Genomic DNA, 12,408 nt, shown 5'->3' on the forward strand with positions numbered 1-12,408 from the left:
ATTCAGAAGAGGATTAATACTAAAAATAAAACGTAAAGATAAGATTATTATAATGACTTTAAAAAGCTATTATTTAATTGAATTCTATTTCATAATTCAATCGGTTAGATAAAGACTTGAGCTCGTGTTTAGACTTAAAGGCATTCTGAAATAGCGTATTACTCCAACCTATTTTTTTAGAGAAAGTATTAAAACTTTCATTTTTCCAATCGAAACCATCTTTCCAAAATTTTTGTGGTGAAACGTAACAAAATGTATAATCAAAAATTAAACTGGATTGATTGGTTTCGTCTTTTCTTGGAATCTCGTCTGAAGCCAACAACATAATATTGTTTGCTTTACAGCTTGCTTTTATACTTTTTATTATTTCCGGGTAATCACCACGAATAGTTTCTAAATCAAAATCATTATACTCGGTATTACCAATTTTTTGAATTGGTCTGATTTGAAGAATATCAAAACTATTCCCATCAAAATGCTTGAAAAAATCTTTCAATTCATAGAAATTATCTTTGTTGAACGTGTAATTGATACGGACTTTAAAATCGTATTTAGATTTTAGTTTAGCAAAGGCCTTAAATGCATTGTGAAATTTTTCGTAATTCGCTTTTTTCATGAAGCTTTCGTAACTTTCTTTGGTCACACCATGTAACGAAATAGTAAATTCATTTAAACCTGCTTTTAGCAGTTTTTCAATTTTTTCTTCATCCAACAGATTTGCGTTGGTTGTAATCGAGATATAAGGCACGTTGTACGTTTTTCCCAATTCAACGACTTTCACCAAGTCTTTATATAACGTGGGCTCTGTACCACAACCAATTTGAAGTTTTAAAGCACGTTTAAAAATGGTTTTAGCCGCTTGATTAAGCTCGTCTTCTTTAAATTGTCCTTTTAAAGTTTTTACATAATCATCATCTGTAAAATAACACATCTTGCAACGCAAATTACATGCCATCACAGGGTCGAAATTTACAGCCAAATATCGTTGATTGAACTTATGCAGTAGAAAAAGCCCCAGAAATTTAATTCTGTGGCTTTTAATTTTTCTATTTAACTTTAAAAGTTTATAAATATTCATTTAGCCTTTTTTATTCAGGACGTCAAAAATATTTCGCAAATCCTTTTTAAATGGCAAATGGTCAGCACGACCTTTCTTGAAAATATCATTGCTGTTACCTTGTCCTTTACGTAAGGCTTTTTGTTCTTCGTAAGGTAATTGAATAATTTCCTGACATTGTGTTGAACAGCAATTCTCCATTTTTGTTTTACAGTCTTCACATTGAATGAACAACAAGTGGCAAGCCTCATTAGCACAATTGGTATGTAAATCTGCTGGCTTTCCACATTGATGACATTGCGCTATAACATCATCTGTAATACGTTCTGAACGTCTTTCGTCAAACACAAAATTTTTACCAATAAACTTATTTTCTAGTCCTTTTTCTTCAACTTGACGTGTGTAATTTATAATACCTCCTTCTAACTGAAATACCTGTTTAAATCCTTTGTGCTTATAATACGCACTGGCTTTTTCACAACGAATACCACCAGTACAATACATCACTAATTTTTTATCTTCTTTATGATCTCTTAAATCTTCTTCAATAATATCTAAAGATTCTCTAAACGTATCTACATCTGGTGTTACTGCATTTTTAAAATGGCCTATTTCACTTTCGTAGTGGTTGCGCATATCTACTAAAACCACATTAGGATCTTCAATTAACTCATTAAATTGTTCTGCTTCAACATGAGTACCCTTATTGGTCACATCAAACGTATCATCATTTAATCCGTCTGCCACAATTTTGTTACGCACTTTCACCTTTAATTTTAAAAAGGCAAAATTATCGTGCTCAATGGCAATATTTAAGCGTACATTTTCTAAAAACGAAATAGTATCTAGATGTGTCTTAAATTCATTAAAATTTTCAGCAGGAACTGAAAGCTGTGCGTTTATGCCTTCGGTGGCGATGTAAATTCTACCTAAAACATCCAATTGATCCCATGCCAGGAACATATGATTTCTAAAAAGTTCAGGATTTTTGATTTTTGCGTATTTATAGAAAGAGATTGTTAAGCGGTCTTTTCCCGCTTCTTCAATTAACGCTGCTCTTTCTTTAGCGCTTAAGTTATTGTACAGTTGCATGCTATACTAATGATTAAGGTTAAAGATTTATTTTGAGGCAAAAGTACATATTTTAAAACTATTTTTCATTTTCATGTTTAACCATAAAAAAAGCGTCCTGTTTTGCAGGACGCTTTTAGTAGACTAACTCGTTATTAATATTTTTTCATTCTTCTAAATCAAAAAATACAATAAGAGCTAACCTCCATCGGCTTTACAGCTGCTGTTTATAAATACAACAACTGAAACGCCTAATACGTTGTTAATTAAAGTTTTCTTAATAAATTTCATCTGTACAATTTTTAAATTCTTAAAAAGGACAAACAAAATTAATCGCATAAAATACGATTGATTTCATAGCAAAAGTTCCCCACTTTATATAGTAGATGCAAAAAGTGTAAAAAGGTTGCGTCAGAATATTGAAAAAATTAAAACTTATCGTAATTTAGCTGACCTATCAAAACATAAAAATACGAGAAATGAGCAGTGAAAAAGACGCAAAATTAAAAGCTTTAAAGCTTACTTTAGATAAACTAGATAAAGCCTATGGTAAAGGTACGGTCATGAAAATGAGTGACCAAGCTGTAGTTGATGTTGATGCCATTCCTTCAGGTTCTTTGGGTCTGGATATTGCACTTGGAGTTGGTGGTTACCCAAGAGGAAGAGTTATTGAAATTTATGGTCCGGAATCATCAGGTAAAACAACATTAACGCTACACGCCATTGCTGAAGCGCAAAAAGCTGGTGGTATTGCAGCTTTTATTGATGCAGAACATGCCTTTGATAGATTTTATGCCGAAAAATTAGGTGTTGATATTGATAACCTTATCATTTCACAACCAGATAATGGCGAACAAGCATTAGAAATTGCTGATAACTTAATACGATCAGGAGCTATTGATATAGTTGTAATAGATTCTGTTGCTGCACTAACTCCCAAAAGCGAAATAGAAGGCGAAATGGGTGATTCTAAAATGGGATTACATGCCAGATTAATGTCTCAAGCCTTAAGAAAATTAACAGCCTCTATAAGCAAAACCAATTGTACTGTTATATTCATAAATCAATTGCGTGAAAAAATTGGCGTCATGTTTGGCAATCCTGAAACAACAACTGGTGGTAATGCCCTTAAATTTTACGCATCTGTCCGTTTAGATATTAGACGTTCTACCCAAATAAAAGAAACAGATGGTAACGTGGCTGGAAATAAAACACGTGTTAAAGTTGTAAAAAATAAAGTAGCACCTCCTTTCAAAACTGCTGAATTTGATATTATGTATGGAGAAGGTGTTTCTAAAGTAGGTGAAATTTTAGATATTGCTGTCGATCTTGAAATTGTTAAAAAAAGTGGATCATGGTTTAGCTATGACGAAACAAAATTAGGACAAGGTCGAGATGCCGTAAAAGCCCTAATAAAGGACAATCCAGAGCTTATGGATGAGCTTGAAACTAAAATTCGGGAGGCCTTAAAAAACTCGAAATAAAAAAAATCCCGAAAATTTCGGGATTTTTTTTGCTTTTAGACGCAACCTTTTTACACTTTCTGCATCTACAGAGTAAACATGTATATAAAACTTTGAATGTAATCATGAAAAAATTAACTGTTTGTTTGTTATTTATACTGGCATTATCATGTAGTACAGATGATGGATTGGATCCAGTTTCTTTTGTAATTTTACCTGTAGAAAATGCAGTAGTCCCTACAGAGTTTGAACGTAATGAAACCTATGATATTTATCTGGAGTATTTACGACCTACTTCTTGTCACGGTTTTAACGACATTTATTTTACAAGTGAATCAAACGAAAGAACGGTTGCGGTAATTGCCACATATTTTCAAGGGAATAATAATTGCACTGAAATAGATGCTCTAACTGAAGCCTCTTTTAGATTTAAAGCCACCACAGAAGATTTATATATTTTCAAATTTTGGCAAGGTAAAGATGAAAACGGTGAAGATCAATATATGATTGTTGAAGTGCCTGTTGTAGATTAAATAATTGTTTAATTAATATACATGTCATGTGAGTTTAAAACAACTCATCATAAATTGTAGTAAAAATGATACTAAAGCACAAAGTGAACTATATCAACTCTTTTCGAGTAAATTGTTTTCGGTTTGCTTAAAGTATTCAAGAAACTATGTTGAAGCAGAAGATAATCTGCAAGACGCTTTTTTGACCATTTTTGAAAAAATAGGTCAATATAATAATAAAGGTTCTTTTGAAGGTTGGTTAAAACGGATTACTATTAACACTGCATTGCAGCGTTATAGAGGTCAAGGTGTTTTTGAAATAGTTAATGAAGAATTAATAGAAGATGACGAATTAGACATTGAAGATGATGAATTGACTGTTGAATTTCTATTAGGAATTATTCAAGAACTTCCAGATAGATATAGATTGGTTTTCAATTTATACGCACTTGACGGTTATTCTCATAATGAAATAGCCGAATTGTTATCAATTACCTCAGGTACCTCTAAATCTAATTTGGCAAGAGCTCGAAGGTTATTAGTTGAAAAAATAGAAGCATATAAAGCGAGTTTAAATTCGCAATCATTATAACAATGAGTGATAAAAAACATATAGACAGAATTTTTCAAGAGAAACTCAAGGATTTTGAGGTGTCTCCAAATCCTGAACTTTGGGGGAAAATTCAGAATGAATTAAATCTTGAAAAAGAAGAACCAAAAAAAGTAATTCCTATTTGGATGCGTATAGCAAGTATTGCTGCGCTTTTGGCCATATTAATTACTATTGGAAGTTTTGTGTTTGATGGTGGGTCCAATAACCTAACTCCCGATTCAAATACTGTTGATACTAATGCGGATAGTAATAATCCTATTATTGATGAATTGGATAATAATCCGTTAAATAATAATACTGAAAACAAAGTCGCCAATGATGATCAGATTAATGAACCTAACAACGCATCATTAGAAAATACAAGTGAACAAGGTAGTTCTCATGTTGTTTTATCCGAAACTGAGAATAAGCCAAAGTCACAAAGCGAAATGGTTTCTTCACCATCAAACTTTAGTTCAAATAATAATGATATTGCTGAATCAAATAAGTCTGAAAAAGAACCGTCTGATTATAACAATATCGAAAAACAAAACTTATCTAATTCCAAATCATCAAGGTTAAACAAAGATAATTTCACTAATAGTATTGAATCTAGTGTTGCTCAAACTGATACATCAAATTCGGATAAGCTAGATGATAATTCAAACGGAATGGATAACAAAAATGATTCTTCAAGCAAAGAATCTTCAAACAAAAAGTCCAAATTATCCAATTCGCTTATTAACACTGAAAGCCAAGCAACTCAAGTTACTGATAATTTGAATAATAATGCCTCCAAATCTACCGATAAACCATTACATAAAAATAATGTTTCTTCAAACACAAGTGTAGCTAATTCAACAGTTTCACCATCTAATTCCAATGCTGAAATAGACAAACAAGCGGTTGATAATGCACTAGGTATTGAAAAAACTCAAGAAGCTGTCGCACTCAATGCTATGAAAGGCGACACACCTCATAATGAAAAAGAAAAAGAGGTAAATCAAAAAGTTGGTGATTCGCTTGCAACTAGCGAATCGCCTTCTATTGAGGAAGAAATTGCTCAAGCAGAAAACATTAATGAAAAAGAAGAAGAAGAAGAAAAACTAGTAAACAGGTGGCAAGTTGCAGCTAGTGTTGCCCCTGTTTACTATAATTCGCTTGGTAATGGATCGCATATTGATGATCAATTTGTTTCCAATTCAAAAAGTGGTGAGGTAAACATGAGTTATGGTGTAAATGTTAGCTATGCCTTAAGTAAAAAACTTTCTGTGAGATCTGGAGTAAATTCTCTTAACTTAAGTTATGATACAGACAATGTTATTTTATATGAAACACCTAGTGGGAATAATGGCACGCCTATAAACCCTTTAAGGAACATCAATTTAGCACCTCAGAGTCAATCCCTAAATGCGTTTAGCGCTGATAATCTTGGTGTTCAACAAATTAATGACGTATTATATAATGCTGCCATTAGCCAACGCTTAAGCTACTATGAAGTACCTGTAGAACTAGAATACAAATTAGTTAATAATCGTTTTGGATTGAATGTTATTGGTGGTGTAAGTACTTTCTTTTTAGATGGTAATGAAGTCTATTCTGAATTTGAAGAATATAACACATACATAGGTGAAGCCAATAATATAAATAATGTAAGTTTCAGTACCAATTTAGGTATTGGTATTAATTATAAATTCACAGAATCGTTTAAGTTTAATTTTGAGCCAACCTTTAAATATCAATTAAACGGTTTTGAAAATACATCTGGTAACTTTAGACCTTATATCATAGGAGTATATACAGGGTTTAGTTACAAATTTTAGTTTTTTAGTTGGTTAGATTGGTTGTTTTTTCAACATCTTTGAAAAAGCAATGATGAACGAAAAACTGCTCTGTGCCAAGAGCAGTTTTTTTTTATTTTGTTCGATTCTGTAATGTTTCAAGTATGACAGATCGCGCCTTCTGGTTTAAGTCTTTAGTATTCTCAATTTTTAAACCTTCTGTGTTAATGAATTTATGTCCTTTTACTCGCATTAAACCCGGACTTCCACTAAAGAAGGTATAACTAAAACGCTTTTTGTTATCAAGGAAAACAAATGGTACAATAGGTATTTGATGATTTATTGCTAATCTAAATGCACCGTCTTTAAAATCATCAAGTATTACAGATTCATCAGGCACACCACCTTCAGGAAAAATACAAATACTTAAGCCTTGTTTAAGTCTTCTTTGTGCTCTTAAAAAAACAGCCTTTCTACTTTTTTCAGAACTTCTATCAACTAATATACATGTACGTTTATAAAAAAATCCAAATAGCGGAATTTTTGCTAACTCCTTTTTCCCTACAAACACGAAAGGATTTTTTGAAGCCACCAACATAAGCATGATATCTGCCATTGAGGTATGATTAGCAATATACATATAGCTGGCATTCCTTTCAGGTTTTTGATCAAGGTCAATTTTAACTCTAAAACCCATACCTATTAGTATAAAATAAGCCCAAACCCTTGCAATTTTGAAAAAAAACGGATACCAAGATTCTTTTAAAATGGAGATAAGTAGTACTGGTAATAGAAGCACTATTGGTATTGCAACCAAAATATAAAACCAAATACGATATAAAATCCAAAATAGATACTTGAATATAATCATAGGTTTCAAAACTACTTAAATAAATTGAGCTATTATACTAAAAAAATTACCTTTGCTTTTAGTTTAATTAAAAAGATTCCCGTTTAAGTGGGAAATGAATATGGCTAGAATTTTAACAGGAATACAAAGTACAGGTACACCACATTTAGGAAATATTTTAGGTGCCATAATGCCAGCTATTGAAATGGCAAATAATCCTAAAAACGACTCATTTCTATTTATCGCTAATTTACACACACTTACACAAATAAAGAATGCTGAAGAGTTAAGGCACAACACTTACTCTGTAGCAGCAACATGGTTGGCTTTTGGATTGGATATTGAAAAAACGGTGTTTTACAGACAAAGTGATATTCCTCAAGTAACTGAATTATCATGGTATTTAAGCTGCTTTTTTCCTTACCAGCGATTAACATTAGCTCATGGTTTTAAGGATAAAGCTGATAGATTGGAAGACGTCAATGCTGGATTGTTTACGTATCCCATGCTTATGGCTGCAGATATTTTATTGTACGATGCCAATATTATTCCTGTTGGTAAAGACCAATTGCAACATATTGAAATGACTCGGGATGTGGCCTCACGTTTTCACGCGAAAATGGGTGAAACTTTTGTGTTGCCTGAAGGTAAAATACAAGAAAACACCATGCTTATTCCGGGAACCGATGGCGAGAAAATGAGCAAAAGCCGTGGAAATATTATTAACATTTTTCTAGATGATAAAAAGCTGCGTAAGCAAATTATGTCAATAAAAACCGACAGCACACCATTGGAAGATCCTAAAGATTGGAAAACCTGTAACTGTTTTGCATTGTACAGTATTCTAGCTTCTGATGATGCGGTTTCTCAAATGAAAACTAATTACGAAGCTGGTGGTTATGGTTATGGCCATGCCAAACAAGCGCTTTTTGAGTCGATTGTTGATAAATTTGCAGAACCACGTAAACGATACAATCATTACATGGCTAATATTAATGAAATTGATGACGCCTTAAAAGTTGGAGCAGAAAAGGCCAAACTTGTGGCAAATGATGTATTAAACCGTGTTCGGGAAAAGGCTGGGTATTAAATAACCTCAAACAGTTTTCCGGGTAAGGGTCTTACAACACCTTTCAATTCCATGTTTAATAAAATGCCGGCTACTTTAAAAATGGGCATTTTGCAGTCTAAGGCAATTAAATCCAATTGTTGCTTTTCTTCTGCTTTAAGATAATTATAAATAACTTGTTCTTCTTCAGTTAGGTCTACAAAAAGTTGTTTTTGAATGGTTGGTTTTTCTTTAGATTCCAATTCCCAATTTAACATATACGGAATATCCAATGGGTTAGATAAAAGATATGCTTTTTGAAATTTGATTAAATTGTTACAGCCCGTACTTTGCGTATCAGTTACACGACCAGGAACTGCAAATACATCACGATTATAGGAATTTGCAATATCTGCTGTTACCAAACTACCGCCTTTTTCAGCTGATTCTATAACTATGGTAGCTTCACTTAAACCTGCTATAATGCGATTTCGTTTTAAAAAATTATTCCTATCAAAAGCATCACTACTCCAGAAATCGGTAAAAAACCCACCATGTTTTTCAATGTCAGCAACATATTTTTTATGAATTTTAGGATATACTTGATTCAGTCCATGAGCCAAACACCCAATAGTTTGCAAATTATGTTTCAATGCTGCTTTCTGCGCCGTAATATCAGTCCCATAAGCAAAACCAGAAACTATTACTGGATTAAAAACTGCTAGTTCTTCAACTAGTTTGTTGCAAAAATCTACACCACTACTGGTTATTTTTCGGGTTCCAACGATGCTAATAACACGCTGATTTTTCAGATTAATATTTCCGGATTGAAACATCAAAATAGGGCTATCAATACAATGCCTTAATCTTTCAGGATAATCGGTGTCTGCAAAATATAAACAAGTAATCTGATTTTCCTGAATGAATTGCAATTCGGTTTCAGCAGCTGTAAAGTGTTCTTTATTAAATAAATCGCCTATTACAACACTGCCAATACCATCAATTTTTAAAAGGTTTTGTCTTTTTTCTTTAAAAATAGCTTCAGCTGAACCGCAATGATTAATCAGTTTTTTAGCCGTAATATCACCAATATTAGGCACATGTTGCAAGGCTAAAATGGGTAATAACTGATTTTCTGTCATGATATGTAATTGATTTCTAAACTACAAGAAAAGAAATTTTGAGATGTTAATAAATACTGAAGTGCAGTTTTTGTTCGCTTTCAATTTTTTTTAACTTTGTTTTTATGCAATTAGAACCTTACATCAGCGATTTATTATACCGTTATGAATGTGTGACTATTCCTGAATTCGGCTCATTTTTAACGCGTCGAGTTTCTGCTACCATTCACGAATCGACTCATGCCTTTTATCCACCAAAAAAAATGCTGTCATTTAACGAGCAAATTCAAAAAAATGACGGCTTGCTAGCACACTATATTGCAGATGTTGAGAAGATTCCTTTTGAAGAAGCTTCAAAGCGTATTCAAAAGCGGGTTAAGTATTTGAAATCATATTTAATTGAAGGTGAAACTATAGATTTTCATAATATTGGAAGTTTGTCGCTAAACACTGAAGGCAAAATTTTATTTGAACCTTCATATCATCTAAATTATTTAACAGATGCCTTCGGGTTATCGCAATTTGCTTCAAAAGACATTACACGAGAAGTTTACAAAGAAGCGGTTGAAGCTATTGAAAAAGTTATTCCAATTACCGTTACACCTGAAAAACGCAAAGCACGTCCTTATTTAAAATATGCTGCTGTTGCTCTTATAGCTCTAACAGTTGGTGGTTTGGGTGCCTCAAAATATTATGTAGATAACATTAATGCACATAATCAATTAGCACAAGAACAAGCAAGTGAGCAATTAGAAAGCAAGATTCAAGAAGCTACTTTTGTTATAGATAATCCATTACCTGCTGTTACACTCAATGTCACAAAACAATCTGGCAATTATCACATTATTGCTGGTGCTTTTAGAGTTGAAGAGAATAGTGACAAAAAAGTATCTCAATTAAAAGAACAAGGGTTTAAAGCGCGTAAAATAGGAGTTAATAAATATGGTCTGCACGAAGTTGTATATGCTAGTTATGAAGATCGTTTGGAAGCTTTAACAGCTTTACGAAACATCAAGCGCACACACAATTCAGATGCTTGGCTTTTGGTTAAGGAGTTAGACTAACTCATTATTAGTATTATTATAACATAAAAGCTATAATCTTACGCTTTTTTCATCTTACCTTTGCACTCATTAAATTTATTGATAATGACAGCAAAAACACCTGAACAGACTAAAACCATCATGACCGACTTGGTTTTGCCAAGTGAGACGAACCCATTAAATAATTTATTTGGTGGTGAATTATTGGCTAGAATGGATCGTTGTGCCAGTATTGCCGCCAGACGTCATAGTCGTCGTATTGTGGTAACCGCATCTGTAAACCATGTGGCTTTTAATCGTTCTGTACCATTGGGAAGTGTGGTGACCGTTGAAGCCAAAGTATCGCGTGCTTTTAAAACATCTATGGAAGTGTTTTTGGATGTCTGGATTGAAGACCGAGAATCTGGACAACGCACCAAAGCCAATGAAGCCATTTATACCTTTGTAGCTGTTGATGAAACAGGTCGTCCTGTTGAAGTTCCAGAAATTACGCCTGAAACCGACTTGGAAAAGGAACGTTTTGCGGCTGCTTTAAGACGTAAACAATTAAGTTTGGTTTTAGCTGGTAAAATGAAACCTAATGAAGCTACAGAGTTGAAGGCTTTGTTCGAGTAGTTTTTTGAAACTCCTACTTCACAAAAATTCTACATTTGATAAATCCATTCTGCTGGATTAACTGTTTTGGTTTCTTTGAAAATGGAGAAGTTTAAAATAGTCTCTCCATTGGAAGGGTTTGTAAATACTTGTCCTATAACTTCTTTTGTAGAAACTTTATCCCCTTTTTTTACGTAGATTTTTGCCATATTGGAATAAGCTGTTATGTAGTTACCATGTTGAATTAAAACTGTTGGGTTTCCGTTTTTAGAAGTTATTATTCGCATAACTTCACCATTAAAAATAGCGCGAACATCAGCGTTTTTTTCTGTAGCAATACGTACACCATTACTCTGAATGGTAACTGTTTTAACCACTGGATGCGGTTGTTTACCATAACGCAATTTTACAACACCTTTTTCAACTGGCCATAATAACTTTCCCTTGTTAGAAACAAAATCTTTAGCCAATGCTTTAGCTTCAGGAGTTAGAGCAAAACTAGTTGATGTACTTGTTGTATTACCAGCTTTTTTATTAGATGCTGCTATAGCTTCGCGAATAATCTTTTCAATTTCACGATCAATTTTATCTGCTTCACGTTGTTTGGCACGAATTTGAGCCGTATAATTATTCAAATTTTTATTAATTGCAGCCATGAGTTCCCGTTGCTGGCTCAACTCTTTTTCAAGTTCCTTTTGAGCCACACGATTTTCATCTATTAGCTTTTGTTTATCTGCTTTTTGTCTTAATAAATCCTGATTGGTTTCTTGAAGTTCAGCCGTTTTAGTTTTTATAGCTTCACCCTGTTCTTTTTGATAATTAGTGTATTGATTTAAATACTGAATACGTTTATAAGCCTGTTTAAAATTGGTGGAGGACAACAAAAACATGACACGGCTTTGCTCGCTTTTACTTTTATAAGAAGTGACTATCATTTTGGCATAATTCTCTTTGAGAGTTGCCAGTTCATCTCTTAATTCAGTAATTTTATTTTGATTATCATTAATTTCGCGTGTCAATAAATTAGCTTGCTGGTTTGTTACCAAGATTAAATTTTTTCGCACGCTTACACGATAATTTAAATCCTCTATTAAGGTAGTTTGCGATTTCTTTTTATTCTTGTCTTTGAATAATAAGTCATTTATTTGTTTAATTTCATTGCGCAACTCATTGCGCCTTTGTTCCAATTCCTGCTGTTTTTTGCTTTGTGAAAAGCATAGGCTTACTGTCATTAAAAACAGTGTAAAAAGCAGCGTTATTTTGGTTGAAGGTCGCA

General features: G+C 32.9%; 12 protein-coding genes. 7 read left to right on the top strand and 5 right to left on the bottom strand.

Annotated features, from left to right (window positions below; translation table 11 throughout):
* Window positions 1-73: 73 nt before the first annotated feature.
* Complete coding sequence (locus tag HGK31_RS02655) at window positions 74-979, bottom strand: radical SAM protein (protein ID WP_233450956.1); 906 nt, start codon at window positions 977-979, stop codon at window positions 74-76.
* A 99-nt stretch (window positions 980-1,078) separates the two neighbouring features.
* A complete protein-coding gene (gene trhO / locus HGK31_RS02660; RefSeq protein ID WP_191858367.1) occupies window positions 1,079-2,149 on the bottom strand; it encodes an oxygen-dependent tRNA uridine(34) hydroxylase TrhO in 1,071 nt (356 codons plus the stop codon).
* 458 nt (window positions 2,150-2,607) lie between these two features.
* Here trhO and recA point away from each other — a divergent pair, with 458 nt between their 5' ends.
* The 4 genes from recA (at window position 2,608) to HGK31_RS02680 (ending at window position 6,518) form a co-directional block, all read left to right on the top strand.
* Entirely contained in the window at window positions 2,608-3,612 is a 1,005-nt protein-coding gene (recA, locus tag HGK31_RS02665; RefSeq protein WP_191858368.1) for a recombinase RecA, read from the top strand.
* Between the two features lie 104 nt (window positions 3,613-3,716).
* On the top strand, window positions 3,717-4,124 hold the full coding sequence (locus HGK31_RS02670) for a hypothetical protein (protein WP_191858369.1): 408 nt from the start codon (window positions 3,717-3,719) through the stop codon (window positions 4,122-4,124).
* Between the two features lie 28 nt (window positions 4,125-4,152).
* The gene (locus HGK31_RS02675; protein WP_104735045.1) at window positions 4,153-4,695 is read left to right on the top strand and encodes an RNA polymerase sigma factor; all 543 of its coding nucleotides are present in this window, start codon (window positions 4,153-4,155) and stop codon (window positions 4,693-4,695) included.
* Window positions 4,696-4,697: 2 nt separating this feature from the next.
* A complete protein-coding gene (locus tag HGK31_RS02680; RefSeq protein ID WP_191858370.1) occupies window positions 4,698-6,518 on the top strand; it encodes a hypothetical protein in 1,821 nt (606 codons plus the stop codon).
* A 91-nt stretch (window positions 6,519-6,609) separates the two neighbouring features.
* On the opposite strand, the gene HGK31_RS02685 is transcribed toward HGK31_RS02680, so the two are convergent.
* The gene (locus tag HGK31_RS02685; protein ID WP_191858371.1) at window positions 6,610-7,347 is read right to left on the bottom strand and encodes a lysophospholipid acyltransferase family protein; all 738 of its coding nucleotides are present in this window, start codon (window positions 7,345-7,347) and stop codon (window positions 6,610-6,612) included.
* Window positions 7,348-7,447: 100 nt separating this feature from the next.
* On the opposite strand from HGK31_RS02685, the gene trpS reads away from it, so the two are divergent.
* Window positions 7,448-8,416, top strand: coding sequence for a tryptophan--tRNA ligase (trpS, locus tag HGK31_RS02690; RefSeq protein ID WP_191858372.1), 969 nt, complete (start codon window positions 7,448-7,450; stop codon window positions 8,414-8,416).
* Here the strand turns inward: trpS and dprA are convergent.
* The gene (gene dprA, locus HGK31_RS02695; RefSeq protein ID WP_191858373.1) at window positions 8,413-9,516 is read right to left on the bottom strand and encodes a DNA-processing protein DprA; all 1,104 of its coding nucleotides are present in this window, start codon (window positions 9,514-9,516) and stop codon (window positions 8,413-8,415) included. The two genes, trpS and dprA, sit on opposite strands and share 4 nt — an antisense overlap.
* A gap of 104 nt (window positions 9,517-9,620) precedes the next feature.
* Between dprA and HGK31_RS02700 the strand changes: the two genes are divergently transcribed.
* Window positions 9,621-10,559, top strand: a complete 939-nt coding sequence (locus HGK31_RS02700) for an HU domain-containing protein (protein WP_191858374.1) — start codon at window positions 9,621-9,623, stop codon at window positions 10,557-10,559.
* A gap of 84 nt (window positions 10,560-10,643) precedes the next feature.
* Entirely contained in the window at window positions 10,644-11,153 is a 510-nt protein-coding gene (locus HGK31_RS02705) for an acyl-CoA thioesterase (protein WP_191858375.1), read from the top strand.
* 29 nt (window positions 11,154-11,182) lie between these two features.
* Here HGK31_RS02705 and HGK31_RS02710 read toward each other — a convergent pair whose 3' ends face one another.
* Window positions 11,183-12,364, bottom strand: coding sequence for a murein hydrolase activator EnvC family protein (locus HGK31_RS02710; RefSeq protein WP_233450957.1), 1,182 nt, complete (start codon window positions 12,362-12,364; stop codon window positions 11,183-11,185).
* Window positions 12,365-12,408: the final 44 nt, after the last annotated feature.

Source organism: Hanstruepera ponticola (assembly GCF_012931685.1).
In the GTDB taxonomy this organism is placed as follows: Bacteria; Bacteroidota; Bacteroidia; order Flavobacteriales; family Flavobacteriaceae; genus Hanstruepera; species Hanstruepera ponticola.

What these genes read in the sequence shown, in the direction of transcription:
- HGK31_RS02705 (WP_191858375.1), top strand. Translation starts at nt 10,644, where the DNA reads ATGACAGCAAAAACACCTGAACAGACTAAAACCATCATGACCGACTTG.
- HGK31_RS02685 (WP_191858371.1), bottom strand. Translation starts at nt 7,347, where the DNA reads ATGATTATATTCAAGTATCTATTTTGGATTTTATATCGTATTTGGTTT.
- HGK31_RS02700 (WP_191858374.1), top strand. Translation starts at nt 9,621, where the DNA reads ATGCAATTAGAACCTTACATCAGCGATTTATTATACCGTTATGAATGT.
- dprA (WP_191858373.1), bottom strand. Translation starts at nt 9,516, where the DNA reads ATGACAGAAAATCAGTTATTACCCATTTTAGCCTTGCAACATGTGCCT.
- trpS (WP_191858372.1), top strand. Translation starts at nt 7,448, where the DNA reads ATGGCTAGAATTTTAACAGGAATACAAAGTACAGGTACACCACATTTA.
- trhO (WP_191858367.1), bottom strand. Translation starts at nt 2,149, where the DNA reads ATGCAACTGTACAATAACTTAAGCGCTAAAGAAAGAGCAGCGTTAATT.
- recA (WP_191858368.1), top strand. Translation starts at nt 2,608, where the DNA reads ATGAGCAGTGAAAAAGACGCAAAATTAAAAGCTTTAAAGCTTACTTTA.
- HGK31_RS02710 (WP_233450957.1), bottom strand. Translation starts at nt 12,364, where the DNA reads ATGACAGTAAGCCTATGCTTTTCACAAAGCAAAAAACAGCAGGAATTG.
- HGK31_RS02680 (WP_191858370.1), top strand. Translation starts at nt 4,698, where the DNA reads ATGAGTGATAAAAAACATATAGACAGAATTTTTCAAGAGAAACTCAAG.
- HGK31_RS02670 (WP_191858369.1), top strand. Translation starts at nt 3,717, where the DNA reads ATGAAAAAATTAACTGTTTGTTTGTTATTTATACTGGCATTATCATGT.